This is a genomic window from Mesorhizobium sp. M0060 (genome assembly GCF_040323155.1).
Classification (GTDB): domain Bacteria; phylum Pseudomonadota; class Alphaproteobacteria; order Rhizobiales; family Rhizobiaceae; genus Mesorhizobium.
Genome location: NZ_JAMYUP010000001.1, coordinates 205,004 through 223,632, shown reverse-complemented (window position 1 = coordinate 223,632; position 18,629 = coordinate 205,004). Strand labels below are relative to the sequence as shown.

At 63.4% G+C, this 18,629-nt stretch carries 10 protein-coding genes, 1 tRNA gene and 4 pseudogenes; 8 read left to right on the top strand and 7 right to left on the bottom strand.

The genetic code is table 11. The features are described 5' to 3' along the window. Nucleotides 1-262: 262 nt before the first annotated feature. Complete coding sequence (locus NKJ94_RS01065) at nucleotides 263-826, bottom strand: TetR/AcrR family transcriptional regulator (RefSeq protein ID WP_352522766.1); 564 nt, start codon at nucleotides 824-826, stop codon at nucleotides 263-265. Nucleotides 827-936: 110 nt separating this feature from the next. Here NKJ94_RS01065 and NKJ94_RS01060 point away from each other — a divergent pair, with 110 nt between their 5' ends. After that, the gene (locus NKJ94_RS01060) at nucleotides 937-1,725 is read left to right on the top strand and encodes an SDR family NAD(P)-dependent oxidoreductase (RefSeq protein WP_352522544.1); all 789 of its coding nucleotides are present in this window, start codon (nucleotides 937-939) and stop codon (nucleotides 1,723-1,725) included. 61 nt (nucleotides 1,726-1,786) lie between these two features. Further along, entirely contained in the window at nucleotides 1,787-2,881 is a 1,095-nt protein-coding gene (locus NKJ94_RS01055) for an alkene reductase (RefSeq protein WP_352522543.1), read from the top strand. Nucleotides 2,882-3,192: 311 nt separating this feature from the next. Here NKJ94_RS01055 and NKJ94_RS01050 read toward each other — a convergent pair whose 3' ends face one another. Then, nucleotides 3,193-4,692 carry a helicase HerA domain-containing protein gene (locus NKJ94_RS01050; RefSeq protein WP_352522765.1) on the bottom strand — a complete coding sequence of 500 codons (1,500 nt, stop codon included), beginning with the start codon at nucleotides 4,690-4,692 and terminating at the stop codon, nucleotides 3,193-3,195. Nucleotides 4,693-5,722: 1,030 nt separating this feature from the next. On the opposite strand from NKJ94_RS01050, the gene NKJ94_RS01045 reads away from it, so the two are divergent. After that, nucleotides 5,723-6,781, top strand: coding sequence for a LysR family transcriptional regulator (locus NKJ94_RS01045; protein WP_352522542.1), 1,059 nt, complete (start codon nucleotides 5,723-5,725; stop codon nucleotides 6,779-6,781). 55 nt (nucleotides 6,782-6,836) lie between these two features. Here the strand turns inward: NKJ94_RS01045 and NKJ94_RS01040 are convergent, their stop codons facing one another. Beyond that, a complete protein-coding gene (locus NKJ94_RS01040) occupies nucleotides 6,837-8,876 on the bottom strand; it encodes a PAS domain-containing hybrid sensor histidine kinase/response regulator (protein WP_352522541.1) in 2,040 nt (679 codons plus the stop codon). A 52-nt stretch (nucleotides 8,877-8,928) separates the two neighbouring features. Beyond that, a pseudogene (locus NKJ94_RS37540) lies at nucleotides 8,929-10,059 on the bottom strand (response regulator); the annotation flags it as partial. On the opposite strand from NKJ94_RS37540, the pseudogene NKJ94_RS37535 reads away from it, so the two are divergent. Beyond that, nucleotides 9,980-10,165: pseudogene (locus NKJ94_RS37535) on the top strand (hypothetical protein); the annotation flags it as partial. The pseudogenes NKJ94_RS37540 and NKJ94_RS37535 sit on opposite strands and share 80 nt — an antisense overlap. 149 nt (nucleotides 10,166-10,314) lie before the next feature. Here NKJ94_RS37535 and NKJ94_RS01035 read toward each other — a convergent pair. After that, nucleotides 10,315-14,349, bottom strand: a pseudogene (locus NKJ94_RS01035) (HAMP domain-containing protein); the annotation flags it as partial. A gap of 457 nt (nucleotides 14,350-14,806) precedes the next feature. Between NKJ94_RS01035 and NKJ94_RS01030 the strand changes: the two are divergent. Further along, nucleotides 14,807-15,238 (top strand): hypothetical protein, encoded by a 432-nt coding sequence (locus NKJ94_RS01030; protein WP_352522540.1) that lies wholly within the window; start codon nucleotides 14,807-14,809, stop codon nucleotides 15,236-15,238. A 225-nt stretch (nucleotides 15,239-15,463) separates the two neighbouring features. On the opposite strand, the gene NKJ94_RS01025 is transcribed toward NKJ94_RS01030, so the two are convergent. Next, a tRNA-Ala gene (locus tag NKJ94_RS01025) sits at nucleotides 15,464-15,539 on the bottom strand. 168 nt (nucleotides 15,540-15,707) lie between these two features. Further along, the gene (locus tag NKJ94_RS01020) at nucleotides 15,708-16,097 is read right to left on the bottom strand and encodes a TIGR02300 family protein (RefSeq protein WP_352522539.1); all 390 of its coding nucleotides are present in this window, start codon (nucleotides 16,095-16,097) and stop codon (nucleotides 15,708-15,710) included. 195 nt (nucleotides 16,098-16,292) lie between these two features. On the opposite strand from NKJ94_RS01020, the gene aroA reads away from it, so the two are divergent. From aroA to cmk, 3 genes and pseudogenes are all read left to right on the top strand, one after another. Further along, complete coding sequence (gene aroA, locus NKJ94_RS01015; RefSeq protein WP_352522538.1) at nucleotides 16,293-17,651, top strand: 3-phosphoshikimate 1-carboxyvinyltransferase; 1,359 nt, start codon at nucleotides 16,293-16,295, stop codon at nucleotides 17,649-17,651. Beyond that, nucleotides 17,648-17,926: pseudogene (locus tag NKJ94_RS01010) on the top strand (DUF6881 domain-containing protein); the annotation flags it as partial. The gene aroA and the pseudogene NKJ94_RS01010, both read left to right, overlap by 4 nt. Before the next feature lie 30 nt (nucleotides 17,927-17,956). Continuing rightward, on the top strand, nucleotides 17,957-18,607 hold the full coding sequence (cmk, locus tag NKJ94_RS01005) for a (d)CMP kinase (RefSeq protein WP_352522763.1): 651 nt from the start codon (nucleotides 17,957-17,959) through the stop codon (nucleotides 18,605-18,607). The last annotated feature ends 22 nt before the right edge of the window (nucleotides 18,608-18,629 follow it).

Genomic DNA, 18,629 nt, shown 5'->3' with positions numbered 1-18,629 from the left:
CTTTGATCCCCAAGCAGACACAGATCGAATGTGAGGAATGCGCCAGGAGCGGTCATTCGATGTTCTGCCGTTGAACGGCTTCATTCGCCAGTTTAGCGGAAATTGGGCGACAGCATGATTGCCTCAACAGAGAAGTTCGAAACCCTCTTGGTCCGCGAATCCCGCTGATTGCACGCTGCGGCGCGATATTCTGCAAGATAGCCACCCAACCACCGCCGATAGCCGCATTGCTCTCGACAAGAGCACTCCTGCCGCAGACCACCTAGCTGGCAGACACTTGGCTGATCCCGGCATCGACCCAGGCACGCGTCTGCTCAAGCACTTCATCCGAAAGCACGGGATCATCGATCGCCCGGGCGAGGATTACTGCCCCCACCATCGCTGCCCAGCTTCCGATCGCTGCGCGGCGTCTGTCTGCCGGATCCAACTCCGGGAGGGCCTTGCCGATACGGTCGATCTGCGATCGTAGGCCTTCCGTCATGGCCGAGCGTGCAGCAGGGGTCTGATGGCGGATGGCTGCGGCAAGGCCCGCCGTCGGGCAACCGCCGGCGCAGTTGTCGCGATGCCGGGGCGAAAGATAGGAACCTACATATGTGCGAAGATCGCCCCCTCCGCCTGAGTCCGCGGCGAGGACGTGGGCAAGGGTCTGCGCGATCAGGTCGTCCTTCGAACTGAAATGACCATAGAAACCGCCATGGGTGAGCCCGGCGGCTTTCATCACTTCCGCCACGCTGACCGCGTCGAACCCCTTCTCGCGAAACAGCCGGCTGGCCGCATCCAATATCCGGTGACGGTTCTCCGCCATCTGCTCTCGACTGACCTTCATTTCAAAATTCTCCGTCGGCCCCGTTGACATTTACATGATGCCCATCATATTTAGCCGCAATCATGATGATCGTCATGAATATAGGTTCCATCAGAGAAAAGAGCAATGCCATGACCACCATTCCATCAGTCCTCATCACCGGCGCCTCCACGGGCATCGGAGCTTCCTATGCCGAACGGTTCGCCCGCCGCGGACACGACCTGGTGCTGGTTGCCCGTGACGTGGCACGAATGGAGGCACTGGGAGCCCGGCTCCGTCAGGAAACTGGCGTTGCGATCGACATCATCCAGGCTGATCTTACGCAGCCTGCCGAGCTTGCAACGGTAGAGACGAGGCTGCGCGATGACGCCCGCATCGGGATTCTCGTCAACAATGCCGGAACAGCCATCGGCGGAAGCTTCATCGAGCAGAGTACCAATGACGTCGCCCGGCTCGTTGCGCTCAACACGACCGCGCTTCTGCGGCTTGCCAGCGCCATCGCCCCGCGACTTGCGAAGGCGGGTGCAGGGGCGATCGTCAACATCGGTTCCGTGGTCGGGCTGGCGCCCGAGTTCGGCATGACGGTTTACGGCGCGACCAAGGCCTTCGTGCTGTTTCTGTCGCAGGGGCTCAGCCTCGAGCTTGAGCCGAAGGGCGTCTACGTCCAAGCCGTGCTGCCCGCCACGACGCGAACCGAGATCTGGGGCCACGTCGGCGCCGACGTCAACGCGCTCTCCAACGTCATGGAGGTGGACGATCTGGTTGATGCGGCGCTGGTCGGCTTCGCCCGCCGCGAACCGGTGACCATCCCGCCGCTTCCCGATGCCGGGCAGTGGGACGCGCTTCAGGCCGCGCGCCAGGCCATGCTTCCGAACTATCGGAACGAACATCCCGCCGAGCGGTACCGCACGGTCGCCTGAGCACCAACCAAGCCATTTCGATAAACGACCCCGCCGCGGCGGGGACAGACAAAGGTGACCCATGACCAACAAAACGCTGTTCCAGCCCTATACCCTCGGCTCGCTGATCCTCTCCAATCGTATCCTCATGGCGCCCCTGACGCGCAATCGCGCCGGCCCGGGCTTCGTTCCAGGCGATCTCGCCGCGGAGTACTACGGCCAGCGCGCATCGGCAGGCCTGCTGATTTCCGAGGCCACGCAGATCTCGCAGCAGGGGCAGGGCTACCAGGACACGCCCGGCATCTACTCCCAGGACCAGATCGACGGCTGGCGCAAGGTCACGACCGCCGTGCACGTCAAGGGCGGGCGGATTTTCCTGCAGCTCTGGCATGTCGGCCGCGTCTCGCACGTCGATCTGCAGGTGAACGGCGCCGCGCCCGTGGCGCCCTCGGCAATCCGGGCCGCGACCAAGACGTTCGTGAACAACGGCTTTGTCGAGGTTTCGGAGCCCCGCGCGCTGGCGCTCGACGAGCTTCCCGGGATCGTCAACGATTTCCGGCAAGCAGCCGCGAACGCCATTGAGGCCGGCTTCGACGGCGTCGAGATTCACGGCGCCAACGGCTATCTGCTGGACCAGTTCGCCAAGGACGGTGCCAATGTCCGCACGGATGCTTATGGCGGATCGGTCGAGAACCGCGCCCGGCTGATGCTGGAGGTTACCGCTGCGGTGATCGAGGAGATCGGTGCCGAGCGCACCGGCATCCGGATTTCGCCCGTCTCGCCCGCCAACGGCGTCTCGAGCAGCGCCCCCCAGGCGCAGTTCGACTATATCGTCGATCAACTCGACGCTTTGGGCATCGTCTACATCCACGTCGTCGAGGGCGCCACGGGCGGATCGCGCGATGTCGCGCCGTTCGACTTCGGATCGCTCCGCCGGCGCTTCAACAACACCTATATCGCCAATAACGGCTACGACCTCGAACTCGCGGCGTCGCGGCTCGCCGAGGGCAAGGCGGATCTGTTCGCTTTCGGCCGACCGTTCATCGCCAATCCCGACCTTGTGGAACGGCTGAGGACGCGCGCGCCGCTGACGGAGTTCAACTCGGCGACGCTCTATGGCGGCGGCTCCGCTGGCTATACCGACTATCCCGCGATCGCCGCCTCAAGCCGCCCATGAGCTATCGGAGGGCGGCGCCTGCGAGGCAGCCATCCCACGTGACAGCAGCGCCTCAGGGCATCTCTCTGGCGCTCCGCTCGAACTGGCGTCCAAACCTAGGGATTCAGGAGGGCCGTGGAGGGCTATAGCATAGACGTTAGTTCCTCTGGTTCGCCCAGGGCCAGCCAGACGAGATTCGTAGCACGATTTTGCGTCGTACGTTCGCTTTACAGGCGCAAGCGGACCCATTCACCGTGATTTCGACTGTCGTGAATGGGTCATAAGCCGACATAGCTCGACGGCGCCTCTGAGCCAAAGCGCACCGCCCCCCCTCACACCGCCAAACTCCCCTGCTCCGCTTCCTCGGCATTAGGGTCGCCCGGCGCAGTCGCCCAGGCGAGCTCCACCAGCGTCACCGTCCGCCTTCCGACCCCGTCGAGCTGGCAGACGATGAGGCCTTGCTCCTCGATATAGGTCAGCAGGCGCCGGGCGCGGCGCAGCGAGTGTGAGCCGTAGGCGCGGGCGATCGCCGCGTCGCTCGGGCAGGGCCAGCCCTCCTTGGCCGCGCGGGCGATCATCATGAACACACCTTGCATGTCCTCGGGCAGCAGCGAGGCGCGGACCGAGACATCCTGCCATGCGTCATCCCCTGCCATATCGGAGCCGAGGCCGGCGCGGGCGCGCGTCAGCATGCGGCGGAACTCCGGCAGGTCCGGCACGACCGAGGCGAGGCCCTCTATGCGGCAGCGGACCACGAACTCCTGATAGAGCACGCCGATGACGCGGAACCCCGCATCAGGTTGCGCCATCACGGCGCGCAGAACCCGGTCGACGCGCTCCCGCCGCTGCGCCAGATCCTCGGCGCTGATCGGCGGTTCCACCGGTTCGGGGCGGATTTCCAGCGCCGCCGACTTCGCCGCCATCAGCTGATCGAGCAGGTCCGGCGACGACCGGCGCTGCGGCCGGACAGTTTCGGGCGGCGGGGCCGCCAGGATGATGGCGCGCGCGTCCTCCAGTGCCGATTCCGGCAGCGGCATCAGGCGCGGGGTCGCATTGCGCGGACTTGTATCGGTCGGGCCGATGCGCAAGCCGAGCGGACGGCGCGACAGCGCCGGGCCGAGCGCCATGAATTGCCCGCGCTCGAGGTGGCGAAAGGCCTCCGCCTGGCGCCGCTCCATGCCGAGAAGGTCGGCGGCGCGCGCCATGTCGATATCGAGAAAAGTCCGGCCCATGAGGAAATTGGAAGCCTCGGCGGCGACGTTCTTGGCGAGCTTGGCCAGCCGCTGGGTGGCGATGATGCCGGCAAGCCCGCGTTTGCGGCCACGGCACATCAGGTTTGTCATGGCGCCGAGCGAGAGCTTGCGCGCCTCATCCGAAACCTCGCCCGCGACTGCCGGCGCGAACAGCTGCGCCTCGTCCACCACCACCAGCATCGGGTACCAGTGGTCGCGGGCGACTTCGAACAGCCCGCCGAGGAAGGCGGCGGCGCGCCGCATCTGGTTCTCGGCGTCGAGCCCCTCGAGATTGAGCACCGTGGAGACGCGATGGATGCGCGCCCGCTCGCCGGCGCTCTGCAGGCCGCGCTCGGTATGCTCCTCGGCATCGATCACCAGGTGGCCAAAACGGTCGCCAAGCGTCACGAAGTCGCCTTCGGGGTCGATGATGGTCTGCTGCACCCAAGGCGCGCTCTGCTCCAGCAGCCGGCGCAGCAGATGGGATTTGCCGGAGCCCGAATTACCCTGCACCAAAAGGCGCGTCGCCAGCAGCTCCTCGAGGTCCAGTGCCGCCGGGGCGCCTGCGGTCGTCTGGCCTATCTCGATCGCAACGGTCATGTCTCGACTCTCCTTGTGGAGAGGGCTTATCAACCGCATCAGAGCCCGTCGAGCGCCCGTGGCCGACCGCTCGGGTGTTGCGCACAGCTGGATGCCGCTGGCGGTCGAGGATTGCTGAGCACAGCAATGAAACGCACCGTTTCGATTCGATATGGTCGCGGGGTCGGCCAGCCGCACCACGCTGATGCTCGAGCGCGTCTGCGGGATACGGCCCTCGAGGTTGGCCGCGGTGAAGTTTCGGCCCCAGTTGGAGGTCAGATAATGGCGCCCGTCCCGCGTGAAGCGGCCGACAAAGGGATCCGCGCCGACATCGACGATATTGCCCCAGGGACGCAAGCCGGGCCTGCCGGCATTGCCGATCACCTCGAAGAAGGCGACCCGGTTCTGGGTGTTGATGTTGACCGCGATGAAGCGGCCGCTCGGATGCCAATGAATATTGGTCGCGGTCACGCCGCCGCGTGGCGTGGAGGCTGACCCCGTGACCCCCAGCCCGGCGAGATCGAACCGCGCGACCGGGCCGAAGCGGTCATCGCCATAGCCGACGATCTGGACGAAACTTGCCTCGGGCGTGTTGGACACCACGGAAACGCGGCCTCCGTCCGGGCTGACCGACAAGGCTTCGGGGAAAGTGGCGATTTCGGCGGTGTCCGCTAGGCGAGGTGCGGCGCTGTCGGACAGATCGACAGCGAAAAGGCGCCACCCCGGCGGCAGGTCGCGAACAGTGTCGCCCTCTCGGGGACGCTCACCCAGCCTTTCGGTGACAAAGGCGGTGCGCCCGTCTTCGCTCAGCTGCAGGACTTCCGGTGCCGAGGTCACCGAATTGGAGAGCGGCATCGTGCCGGTCACGAGTTTGCCATCGACGGTGGACAGCACTGTCAGCACATCGCGATGGCCCGCCTCGCGTGGCGCAAGTTGCCCCGTGGCATAGGTCTGGGCGACGAAATCACCGTCGGAGACGACCGCTATCCGGCCTGCCGAAATCCGGCCGACAAGATCCGATGGCTGTGTCGTCACTGTGGACGGTGCGCCGATGCTCAGCGCGATGGCGAGCGCAGAAGAGCTTAGCCTGATCATGATTTCGTTCCTTTGCTGGTCCCACCAAACCCTTGCATTGGCGGAAAATATCTTCGACGCTGATTGCATTCCAATCGGAATGTCGGCGCCTGTGATAGGCGTTCTGCATAAGGAGGCGATGTTGGATATTCGCACGCTCGCCTGTTTCGTGGCCGTTGCCGAAGACCTGCATTTTCGCCGCGCGGCGGAGCGGATGAACCTGACCCAGCCGTCGCTCAGCCGGCGCATCCGCGCCCTGGAACTTGAGATCGGCGCCGATCTGTTCGAGCGGGATCGCCGCAGCGTGGCGCTCACGCCGGCCGGAGCCGCCTTTCTCGACCCGGCCCGCAAGGCGGTGCAGCACGCCAACGCCGCAAAGACGCAGGCGCTAAGGGCGGTTCGCGGCGAGGTCGGGCGCTTGCGGCTCGGCTTCACCGTCATTGCTTTCTATGGGGTCCTGCCGGAAGCGGTGCGGATGTTCCGCACCCGTTATCCGGATGTCGAGGTGGATCTCATCGAGATGAACTCGCCATTGCTGGAAAGAGCGCTCGCGGCCGGCGAGATCGATCTGGGCGTGCTGCATCCACCGCTCTCGACGCCGGAGCTGATCGTCCATGGTCTGCCCGACGAACCGCTGGTGCTGGCGCTTCCGGCAACACACCGGCTCGCGGCACAAGCAACGATCCGCGTGAGCGACCTTGACGGCGAACCGTTCCTGCTTGCGCCGCGCGTCATTGGCCCAAGCATCTATGACCGGGTGATTGCCCTGTTTCGAGGCGAGGGCATCAGCCCGCGCATCGTCCAGGAGGTGACGCCGATGACGACACTGGCTGGCCTGGTCGCCGCGGGTGCCGGCCTGGGCTTCGTCACCGCGGGCATCGCACGGGTGGCGCGGCCCGGCGTGGCGTACCGTCCGGTTAGCCCGCAGCCGCCATCCTTGCCGATGGCCGCAGCGTGGCGCGAGCCGGTCTTGGCCGCGAGTGGTCGACGTTTCCTGGAAATGGTTGCGACGCTGGTTGCACAGAGGACGCCTTGAACCGAGATCGCGGTGAGATTGCCTGCGAACGCCCATGGTCCGATCGGCCCGCCTCTCACCCGCTGGCCTGTTTGGTGCCTCGCGACCCGGCGCGCGCAGCCACCAGGAAAATGCTCTCCATCAGATCCTTTTCGCGCAGTGGCTTGCCGAGCAGCGGCACGTCAGAGGGCCGGTCGGCGATCGCACCCGCATCGGCATATCCGGTTATGATCACCGCGGGCCAATCGGACCGCAGATTGCGTGCAAACCGAATGACCTCCAGGCCCGAGACGAGCGGCATGGCAAAATCGGTGACGATGACGTCGAAATCGTACGGCGCCCGCTCGATCATCGCCAGCGCTTCCGCACCTCCGCCGGCGCAGGTCACCGCAAAGCCATGTTGCCGAAGCGATTGCGCCGTCAGTTCCCGCAGCACATTGCTGTCGTCGATCAGAAGGACCGATGGATATTCCTCGCCGGCATTCACGACGGTGTGGTCGGCATCGGACTTCTCGGCGATTTCGACGGCACGCTCGATTGAACGCGGCAGCCAGAGCTGGACGGCAGTACCACGATCGACGACGCTGTCGATGCGAAGCGTGCCGCCGGATTGCTTGACGAAGCCATGGACCGTGCTCAGACCCAGACCCGTGCCTTTGCCGACGGGTTTTGTCGTGAAAAACGGTTCGACGACCTTGGCGAGAATGTCGGCCGGTATGCCCGATCCCGTGTCCTTGACAGTGACCAGGACATAATCACCCGACGAAATATCCTCGGCTGCACTGCTTAGCATTCGGTTTTGCGCATCCACAATTATCGTCCCGCCGGACGGCATGGCATCGCGCGCGTTGAAGACCAGGTTCATCAGCGCGAGCTCCAGCTGGCTGGCATCGACATGCGCCGGCCAGACAGTGTCGTCGACCAGCCAATCGAAGCGGATCAGCCCTCCCAGGACCGGAGCCACCAACCCGTTCATGGTGTCGCCGAGCGCGGCGAGGCGCACGGCCTGCGGCTTCAGCGTCTGGCGGCGCGAGAAGGCAAGCATGCGGTTGACGAGCTCGGCGCCTTGTTTTGCCGACCGGCGTGTCAGTTCCAGAACCTGCCTGGCCTGTCCGTCGAACTCGGCGTGGCGCTCGAGCAATCCCAATCCGCTGAGAATTGCGGCAAGCAGATTGTTGAAATCATGCGCCAGGCCGCCGGTAAGCTTGCCGATCGCGTCGAGGCGCTGCGATTGCAGCAGCTGGTTCTCCAGCTCGCGCCGCTCGGTGATGTCCAGCAATGTGCCCAGGATCTCAGGCCTCTGGCCGTCGGCGCCGTTCGACAAGACGCCCTGGTCGAGAAAAATCCGGTAGTTGCCGTCGGCGCATAGCCAGCGGAATTCGCAAGTGTAGGAGCCAGCAGTCTTGGCTGCGAGCAGGGCTTGCCTCACTCTCGGCAGATCGTCGGGATGAACCCGGCTCAGGCCGAAGCCTGGATCGGACGTCAGCCGTTCGGGAGGAAAGCCAGTCAAGCGTTCGACCCCTTCGGTGACGAAGCTGGCGCCGAACGGCGGCTCCGCCGCCCTTGCGTGGAAGCAGACCGGAAGAGAGCTCAAAATGGCATGCTGCCGCTCCTGGGCGCTACGCAGCGCCCGCTCGGCCTCGAGCTTTTCCTTCTGCGCCTGCAGTGCCTGGGCCAGCAGCCCCTGCTCGACAGCCGCCTTTTGCTGGATTTCGAGCGTCTTTTCATGAAGCTCGACGAACACGGCGACCTTGGAACGCAGCATGCCCGGGTCGAAAGGCTTAAACACGTAATCCACCGCGCCGGCGTCGTAGCCGCGCAGCATGTGTGCGTCTTCCTTGTTGATAGCGGTGAGAAAAATTATCGGCGTTCGCCTGGATTGCTCGCGTTGGCGGATCAGTCCCGCGGTCTCGTAGCCGTCCAGTCCAGGCATCAGCACATCCAGCAGGATGACTGCGAAATCCTCCTTCAGCAGAGCGCGCAGCGCCTCTTCGCCCGACTGCGCGCAGACGACTTCGCCGATAGGGGCAAGAACCTCGCCGATCGCCAGCAGATTGCGCTCGTCGTCATCCACGGCCAGGATGCGCGCCCTTGCCGGCCCCTCCGCCGGGGCCATAACCTCTAGCTTCCTTGCTCCGTTCCTCGACAGCTTTTGCATCGAGCGGCCGTCAGTTCACTGCCATGAGCGTCTTTTCCGGACCATGCACGCGGGATCGCGAGCGGCCGATCCAGACACGCAGCAGCGCCAGCAGCAGGTCGAGGTCGACAGGCTTGGCGATATAGTCGGAAGCACCCGCGTCGAGACATTTTTGCCGGTCGCCCTTCATTGCCTTGGCGGTGACCGAGATCAACGGGATATGGGCGATCGCCGGCATGCCGCGGATCTGCCGCATCGTCTCGTAGCCATCCATCTCCGGCATCATGATGTCGATCAGTGCGGCGTCGATGTCCGGGCTCTGCTCGAGAAGCACGATACCTTCCCGACCGCGTTCCGCGTGCAACACCTGGATATCATAGGTTTCGAGAACGCTGGTGAGCGAATAGATGTTGCGAATATCATCATCGACGATGAGAACCTTTGCGCCGCCGAGGTCGAATTTGCCCGGCTGTTCGGCTGCCGCACCGTTGTTTTCGTGGCCTCGCCCTGGGAGCGTCGCGGATATCAGGAGAGCCAGCTGCGCGAAATTCTCCGCCCGCGAAACATCCGCCAATGCCGGATGCAAGGCGAGCGACTGTTCCAGTGCTTCCGGATAAGGTGCAAAGAACAACAGCCGCGACACGGATTGTCCGAACAGGACGGCAATCTCATCCAGCATCTGGGCGTTGTCCTTGGCCGAGCGGCCAAAGCCGAGCACAACGGCATCATACGCGGCGATGCCGATGTCGTCCGCATTCGCCGCGACGCGGCCGATCGCCGTGACCGAGGTGACACCGTCGCGGATCGCCTCGATCAATGAGAGGCGGCGCTCGGGATCGATATCGGCAATCAGAACGCGGCGCTGGACGCGGAGCTTTCTGGAGTGAATGTCCTGGAAGACCTTCATCAGTTCGTCCGACGATACGGGCTTGGTTGAAATGCTGGATGCACCCTTGCGGGCAAGGACCTCGATGTCTTCGGCGCCCGAGATGACATGGACGGGAATGTCCTTGGTTTTCGGGTCGTGGCGAAGCAGATCGAACAACACCCAGCCGTCGATATCCGACAGTCCGAGATCGAGCGTGATCGCGTCAGGAACCAGCTTGCGTGCCAAAGCCAGCGTGCCGGAGCCCGCGGTCGACAGGACGCCTTTCAGCCCGGCCGCACGTGCGAGGCCGAGCAGCAAACCGCCGAAGGTCGGGTTGTCCTCGACGATCAGCACGACCCGGTCATCCGGTGAGATGGTATCGCGGTCATCGAGCAGTTCAGAGGATGGCGGGCTCGGCTGCGCGGTCGTTGCGGCCACCTCCGTCGCCGGCAGCAGCGCCGCTTGCGGTGCCAAGGCCATCCGGGGTCCGTCGAACGGGATGACCAGCGTAAACGTCGAACCCTTGCCCGGCGTGCTCTCGACCCGCAATTCGCCGCCGATCAGCCGGGCAATTTCCCGGCTGATCGAGAGCCCAAGGCCGGTCCCGCCATATTTGCGGCTGGTGGTGCCGTCGGCCTGCTGGAAGGCTTCGAAAATCAGCTTCTGCTTTTCTTGCGGAATACCGATGCCCGTATCGGTGACCGCGATCGCGAGCGCTTCCATCGGTTGCACCGAGCCGTTGTGACGGCCTGTCTTTTCGGCCCGAAAATTTAAGCTGACCTCGCCTTCGGAGGTGAACTTGAACGCGTTCGACAAAAGATTGAGCACGATCTGCTGCAACCGCTTCTCGTCCGTGCGGACGGTCTCCGGAAGCTCAGGGGCGACATTGATGGTGAAGCCAAGTCCCTTGTCGGTCGCCAGCTGCCGGAAGGTTCGCTCCATATGCTGCCGAAGATGCACCACCGGCATGTCGCTGATATCGATCGAGACGGTGCCCGATTCGATCTTCGACAGATCGAGGATGTCGTTGATGAGGCTCAAAAGATCAGTGCCGGCCGAATTGATGGTGCGCGCGAACTCGACCTGCTTGTCATTGAGATTGCCTTGCTGATTGGTTGCAAGCAGGTTTGAAAGGATGAGCAGCGAGTTGAGCGGCGTGCGCAATTCGTGGCTCATATTGGCGAGGAATTCGGACTTGTATTTGGAGGTCAGCGCCAGCTGCTCGGCCTTCTCCTCCAGCGCCCGCCGCGCCATCTCGATTTCGAGGTTCTTATTCTCCACCTGCTTCTTTTCGTTCTCGAGCAGCTGCGCTTTTTCCTGCAGCTCCTCATTGGTGGCGTGCAGCTCCTCCTGCTTCTTGGTCAGCTCGGTCTGACGCGCCTGCAGCTCCGAGGTCAGCAACTGCGACTGCTTGAGCAGGCCTTCGGTGCGCATCGTGGCGGCGATGGTGTTGAGAACGATGCCGACGGATTCCATCAGCTGGTTGAGGAACGACTGGTGCGTGTCGCGGAATTCGCTGAACGAGGCGAGTTCGATGACGGCTTTCACCTCGTCCTCGAACAGAGCCGGAAGAATGATCACGTTCGCCGGCGCGGCATTGCCAAGGCCGGACGTGACGCGCAGGAAATCCGGCGGCACGTTGCCCAGCATGATGGCGCGCTTGTCGGCGGCACTCTGCCCGACAAGGCCTTCGCGCAGATCGAGGCGCTGCTTGATCTCCGCCTTGCTTTCGGCGCCATAGGAGGCCGCAAGCTCGAGATAGGATTCGTCCTCGTCGCGGTTGGTCACGTAGAACACGCCATATTGCGCATTCACCAGCGGGGCGAGCTCGGACATGATGAGACGCGAGACCGTGGCCAGGTCGCGCTCGCCCTGCAGCATGCGCGAGAACCGGGCGAGATTGGTCTTCAGCCAGTCCTGCTCGGCATTCTTCAACGTCTGATCCTTCAAATTGCGGATCATCTCATTGATGTTGTCTTTCAACGCCGCCACCTCACCGGAGGCCTGGACGCTGATCGAGCGGGTCAGATCGCCCTTGGTCACCGCCGTCGACACCTCGGCGATGGCGCGCACCTGGGTGGTCAGGTTGGCGGCGAGCTGATTGACGTTGTCGGTCAGGTCGCGCCAAAGGCCGGCAGCGCCAGGCACGCGGGCCTGGCCACCGAGCTTGCCTTCGATGCCCACCTCGCGGGCGACGTTGGTCACCTGGTCGGCGAAGGTCGCAAGCGTCTCGATCATGCCATTGATGGTGTCGGCGAGCGAGGCGATCTCGCCCTTGGCATCGACCGTCAGCTTGCGCTTGAGATTGCCTTGCGCCACCGCGGTCACGACATCGGCGATGCCGCGCACTTGGTTGGTCAGGTTCGTCGCCATCAGATTGACGTTGTCGGTAAGGTCCTTCCAGGTGCCGGCGACGCCCTCGACCCGCGCCTGGCCGCCGAGCTTGCCCTCGGTGCCGACCTCGCGGGCGACACGCGTCACTTCGCCGGCAAAGGAGTTCAACTGGTCGACCATGGTGTTGATCGTCGATTTCAGCTCCAGTATCTCGCCCTTGACGTCGACGGTGATCTTCTTCGACAGGTCGCCGCGCGCCACTGCAGTCGTCACCTCGGCGATGTTGCGCACCTGGCCGGTCAGGTTCTCGGCCATCGAATTCACATTGTCGGTCAGGTCCTTCCAGGTGCCGGCAACGCCGCGCACCTGCGCCTGGCCGCCGAGCTTGCCCTCGGTGCCGACCTCGCGCGCCACGCGCGTCACCTCCGAGGCGAAGGAATTCAGCTGGTCGACCATCGTATTGATGGTGTCCTTCAGCTCGAGGATTTCGCCGCGCACATCGACCGTGATCTTCTTCGACAGGTCACCCAACGCCACCGCAGTCGTCACCTCGGCGATGTTGCGGACCTGACCGGTCAGGTTGGCGGCCATTGCGTTGACGTTGTCGGTCAAATCTTTCCAGGTGCCGGCAACGCCGCGCACCTGCGCCTGGCCGCCGAGCTTGCCGTCGGAACCGACTTCGCGCGCCACGCGCGTCACCTCGGAGGCGAAGGAATTCAGCTGGTCGACCATCGTGTTGATGACGTCCTTGATCTGCAGGATCTCGCCCAATGCATCGACGGTGATCTTCTGGGTCAGGTCGCCGGTCGCAATCGCCGTCGCCACCTTGGAGACGTCGCGCAACTGCACGGTCAGATTGCCGGCCATGGCGTTGACGTTGTCGGTCAGGTCCTTCCAGGTGCCGCCGACGCCCTCGACGTGAGCCTGGCCGCCGAGCTTGCCTTCCGACCCCACTTCGCGCGCCACACGCGTCACTTCCGAGGCGAAGGAATTCAGCTGATCGACCATCGTGTTGACGGTGTCCTTGAGCTCCAGGATTTCGCCCTTGACGTCGACGGTGATCTTCTTCGACAGGTCGCCGCGGGCCACTGCGGTGGTGACCTCGGCGATGTTGCGCACCTGGCCGGTCAGGTTGGCGGCCATCAAGTTGACGTTGTCGGTCAGATCCTTCCAGGTGCCGCCGACGCCCTTCACCTCGGCCTGGCCGCCGAGCTTGCCTTCCGTGCCGACCTCGCGCGCCACGCGCGTCACTTCCGAGGCGAAGGAATTGAGCTGGTCGACCATCGTGTTGATGGTGTCCTTGAGTTCGAGGATTTCGCCTTGCACGGCGACGGTGATCTTCTTCGACAGGTCGCCGGAAGCGACGGCGGTGGTCACCTCGGCGATGTTGCGGACCTGGCCGGTCAGGTTCTCGGCCATCGAATTGACGTTGTCGGTCAAGTCCTTCCAGGTGCCGGCAACGCCGCGCACCTGCGCCTGGCCTCCAAGCTTGCCTTCGGTGCCGACTTCGCGGGCGACGCGCGTTACTTCGCCGGCAAATGAATTCAGCTGGTCGACCATGGTGTTGATGGTCGATTTCAGCTCGAGGATCTCGCCTTTGACGTCGACCGTGATCTTCTTCGACAGGTCGCCAAGCGCCACCGCCGTGGTCACCTCGGCGATATTGCGCACCTGGCCGGTCAGGTTTTCGGCCATCAGGTTGACGTTGTCGGTCAGGTCCTTCCAGGTTCCGCCGACGCCTTCGACGCGCGCCTGGCCGCCGAGCTTGCCTTCGGTGCCGACCTCGCGCGCGACGCGTGTCACTTCCGAGGCGAAGGAATTGAGCTGGTCGACCATGGTGTTGATGGTGTTCTTAAGCTCGAGGATTTCGCCTTTCACATCGACGGTGATCTTCTTTGACAGGTCGCCGGAAGCGACGGCGGTCGTTACCTCGGCGATATTGCGCACCTGCCCGGTCAGGTTCGTCGCCATGGCGTTGACGTTGTCGGTCAGGTCCTTCCAGGTCCCGGCCACGCCCTTCACGCGGGCCTGACCGCCGAGCTTGCCTTCGGTGCCGACTTCGCGCGCCACGCGCGTCACTTCCGAGGCGAAGGAGGCCCGTTGCCCGACCATGGTATTGACGATCTTGCCGATACGCAGGAACTCGCCGCGCAGCGGCCTGCCGTCGATTTCGACCATCATCGTCTGCGACAGGTCGCCCTTGGCCACCGCGCCGATAACGCGCGCCACCTCGGCCGTCGGCTGAACCATGTCTTCGATGAGGTCGTTGACGGAGCGGACGCTGGATTCCCAACTGCCGGTGGCGTTGCGGACGCGGCCGCGTTCGCCGATCCGGCCATCCTTGCCGACGACCTTGCTGAGGCGCTCAAACTCACGCGTCACCTGATCGTTGAGCTCGACGATTTCGTTGAAGGTATCGGCGATCTCCGAATCGAGGCCAGTGTAGACATTGTCGATGCGAACGGAGAAATCACCGCTCCGAAAAGCCTTCAACGCGTTCAGTATTTGACGACGGTCCAATTGCCCTTTGGATGCAAGCACGCTCACAGCGCCCCTCCCAGCTCACGACTCTCTTGAATGTCTTGATGAAACTGTCCCCTGCGGCCGACACAACTCCCCGCAAGCGCAACAACGCGGCATCTTCGATTTGGTTCCAGACAAAATTTCTGTTGTGACACAGGAATTTCACGGCCCCATTCACGAAACGATGAGCAACAAAGCTCTCATAGCGATTGTATTGATCACTATTTCTGTCAAACGGAACATCCCGGAAAAACTCTCGTTTGGTATAGATCGCGATACAGCGATGCACCCCAATGGAGACACTATCATGCTGAAATTACTCTCTGCAGCCCTACTTGCCATAGGCCTGGCCACATCTGCCATGGCGCAAACTGCCGGCCAGGAAACCGGCGGAACTGGCAATGATGCCAATACCGGTGTCAATACGGGCACTTCCGGCGCTAACACAGGAACCGGCACCGGAACTACGCCGAACACAATCGATCCGAACGCAACGAACGCCACGCCGCAGGGCAACGGCATGAATGACCGCTGCAAGGATACGGCGGGCAACGACACCGACAACAACACCCCAAGCGGCGCTATGACGTCGGATATGCAGAACTGCAACAAGTAACGGAGTTTTGCTCAGCCGTCATTTCAGCCCTGGAACCTATCCGAAATCGGTGCTCGTGGTTCGATCACACGCCAGGCTAGGATAGGTGTTCTATCGGGCGCAGACTCGTCATTTGGATGAAATGGCGAGTCTTGGGCTGATCGACCGTGCTTAATTATTTTCCGCGCGATAGGCGGCGGCCAGCTCGGTTCGGGCGGCTGTCCTGATGGTTTCGATAGAGAGAACTGGTGGAGCCAATCGGAATCGAACCGACGACCTCTTGAATGCCATTCAAGCGCTCTCCCAACTGAGCTATGGCCCCACTCCGGCAGTCCGCCGGCGCCGTTTCCGGCGAAGAGATCCGGCGCGGGTTGAGACCGCGCCGTTAGTGCAGGCGGCTTCTAACCCCGCCTTCCCCTAATATCAAGCCTTCGAGAACCGCTTTTTCTTGCCGGCGCGACGAAAGCCGTCAAATGCGGTTCGCACCCGCTCAGACTTCGTCGTCGTCGTCGCCGACGCCGATCATGTCGGCGACGTCGTCGTCCTCTTCCTCCTCGTCGGCGAGGAAAGTGTCATCCTCGTCATCGCCGAGGTCGACGTCGTCCTCGTCGTCGCCGAGATCGGGCAGTTCGTCGGCCTTCACGTCCTCGTCCGCCTCTTCGAGCGAAACGACCTCGACGCCCTCTTCCTCCTCGGCGTCGACCTCCTTTTCGACAACTTCCTCTTCCTCTTCGACGGCGGCAACCTTGCCTTCCTCGAAATAGGAGCGCGGATAGCTCTTGCCTGTGTAAGGCGAGACGATCGGGTCTTTGTTCAGGTCATAGAATTTTCGACCCGTCTCCGGGTCGATGCGTTTGGTGCCAAGTTCGGGTTTTGCCACAGCAAGCCTCGTCGATAAAAGTTTGGTCCCCTTAACCAGAGTTTACGGCGCTGTCAAAGCGAAAAGCCGGCGTCCCAAAAACCTTGAATTCGAAGGCCTCGTGCCAAGGGGATGACCATTTCGGTCCGCCATGATAGGAGACCGCGCAAACCAGAAGAAAATAGCCGGCCGCCGGCGTTCATCCAGGAAAGAACCATGTCGCATACTGCCGCCCCGATGCAGGCCACCGCCCGCAAATCATCTGCCCTTTCCGGCGCGGCGCGGGTGCCGGGCGACAAGTCGATCTCGCACCGCTCGTTCATGTTCGGCGGCCTAGCCTCCGGCGAAACCCGCATTACCGGGCTGCTGGAAGGCGAGGACGTGATGCGTACGGGCGCTGCCATGAAGGCCATGGGCGCCCATATCGAGAAGCATGGCGCTGAGTGGGTGATCCGCGGTACCGGCAACGGCGCGCTGCTGCAGCCGGAAGGCCCGCTCGATTTCGGCAATGCCGGCACGGGCTCACGCCTCACCATGGGCCTGGTCGGCACCTATGACATGGAAACCACCTTCATCGGCGACGCCTCGCTGTCCGGCCGGCCGATGGGCCGCGTGCTCGAGCCGCTGCGCCAGATGGGCGTGCAGGTGCTGAAGGCGACGCCTGGCGACCGCATGCCGATCACGCTGCACGGGCCCAAGCACGCCGCGCCGATCACGTACCGCGTGCCGATGGCATCGGCACAAGTCAAGTCGGCGGTGCTGCTGGCTGGGCTGAACACGCCGGGCATCACCACCGTCATCGAGCCGGTGATGACGCGCGATCACACCGAAAAGATGCTCAGGGGATTCGGCGCCAATCTGTCGGTCGAGACCGACGAGCGCGGCGTGCGCCACATTTTCATCGAAGGCCAGGGCAAGCTCACCGGGCAGACCATCGCGGTGCCAGGCGACCCCTCCTCGGCCGGCTTCCCGCTGGTGGCGGCGCTGATCGTGCCGGGCTCGGACATTATTATCGAAAACGTGCTGATGAACCCGACCCGCACCGGACTTCTGTTGACGCTGCAGGAAATGGGCGCCCGGATCGACATTCTCGACCCGCGCAACGAAGGCGGCGAGGATGTCGCCGATCTGCGCGTGCGCTATTCCGAGCTGAAGGGCGTCACCGTGCCGCCCGAACGGGCGCCGACCATGATCGACGAATATCCGGTGCTTGCAGTGGCGGCCAGCTTCGCCGAGGGCGAGACGCTGATGCAGGGGCTGGAAGAGCTGCGGGTGAAGGAATCCGACCGGCTGGCGGCAGTCGCCAACGGGCTGAAGCTCAACGGCGTCGATTGCAGCGAAGGCGAGGCCTCGCTTGTCGTGCGTGGAAAACCCGGCGGCAAGGGCCTCGGCCAGCATCCGAACGGACGGGGCACTATTGTCCAGACCCATCTCGACCACCGCATCGCCATGAGCTTTCTGGTGATGGGCCTGGCGACGGAAAAGCCCGTGACCATTGACGACCAGGCGATGATCGCGACGAGTTTTCCGGAATTCATGGGTCTGATGAAGGGGCTGGGGGCGGAGATCGGGTGAAATATGTCTGCGTACATTGGAAGCACGAAAGGCCGGAGCAACCATTTCACCTCTGGTATGAGATTGAAGATGACAATTATCAGTCGAGAACAATAGAGTTCTATCGGGACGGTTCGGTCGGGTTCGCGTCACGTGGCGTCGCGCCAGATGGATCAAAGGACCTCGACGTTGGCGGGACAACGAACTCAGACCAACCTTTTCCGGACCTCGACGAGATCAACGCTGATCCTGTATTTGAGGCGGTGGAAGTCACGGCGGCAGAGTTTGAAAAGCGTTGGCAGCAGGCGCTTGCCTCGAGGCGGCGAATGACCTCAACCTTCACCATCGCCATCGACGGTCCCGCCGGCGCCGGCAAGGGCACCCTTGCCCGGCGACTCGCCGACCATTACCGGCTGAACCTGCTCGACACCGGCCTTACCTATCGCGCGGTGGCGCATGCGCTGCTCCGGCTCGGCCTGCCGCTCGACAATGTTTCGGCCGCTGAAACCGCTGCCCGGCAGGTCGATCTGGCAAAGCTCGACCGCCCAGTGCTTTCGGCACACGCCGTTGGCGAGGCGGCTTCGAAAGTGGCAGTGATCCCGTCGGTGCGGCGCATCCTGGTCGAGAAACAGCGTGACTTCGCAAGAACACCGCCTGGCGCGGTGCTCGACGGCCGCGACATCGGCACCGTCGTCTGTCCCGATGCCGACGTAAAACTCTATGTCACGGCCAGTGCCGAGGTGCGGGCAAAGCGGCGGCTGGATGAAATCGAGAGCATCGGCGGCACTGCCAATTTCGATGAAATCCTTGCCGATATCGTGCGCCGCGACGAGCGCGACATGGGCCGCGTGGACTCGCCCTTGAAGCCGGCCGTCGACGCGCACTTGCTTGACACGTCGGAAATGGCTATAGAGGCCGCGTTTCTGGCAGCTCGGGCGATCATCGACGACGTCCTGGCCAAGAGAAATGAAGCCTGAGCCGGGTGTTCCCGCCGCCGCC

Excerpts from the sequence above, each read along its gene's own strand:
- NKJ94_RS01065 (WP_352522766.1), bottom strand. The coding sequence starts at position 826 with ATGAAGGTCAGTCGAGAGCAGATGGCGGAGAACCGTCACCGGATATTG.
- NKJ94_RS01060 (WP_352522544.1), top strand. The coding sequence starts at position 937 with ATGACCACCATTCCATCAGTCCTCATCACCGGCGCCTCCACGGGCATC.
- NKJ94_RS01055 (WP_352522543.1), top strand. The coding sequence starts at position 1,787 with ATGACCAACAAAACGCTGTTCCAGCCCTATACCCTCGGCTCGCTGATC.
- NKJ94_RS01050 (WP_352522765.1), bottom strand. The coding sequence starts at position 4,692 with ATGACCGTTGCGATCGAGATAGGCCAGACGACCGCAGGCGCCCCGGCG.
- NKJ94_RS01045 (WP_352522542.1), top strand. The coding sequence starts at position 5,723 with ATGCTCAGCGCGATGGCGAGCGCAGAAGAGCTTAGCCTGATCATGATT.
- NKJ94_RS01040 (WP_352522541.1), bottom strand. The coding sequence starts at position 8,876 with ATGGCCCCGGCGGAGGGGCCGGCAAGGGCGCGCATCCTGGCCGTGGAT.
- NKJ94_RS01030 (WP_352522540.1), top strand. The coding sequence starts at position 14,807 with ATGAGCAACAAAGCTCTCATAGCGATTGTATTGATCACTATTTCTGTC.
- aroA (WP_352522538.1), top strand. The coding sequence starts at position 16,293 with ATGTCGCATACTGCCGCCCCGATGCAGGCCACCGCCCGCAAATCATCT.
- cmk (WP_352522763.1), top strand. The coding sequence starts at position 17,957 with ATGACCTCAACCTTCACCATCGCCATCGACGGTCCCGCCGGCGCCGGC.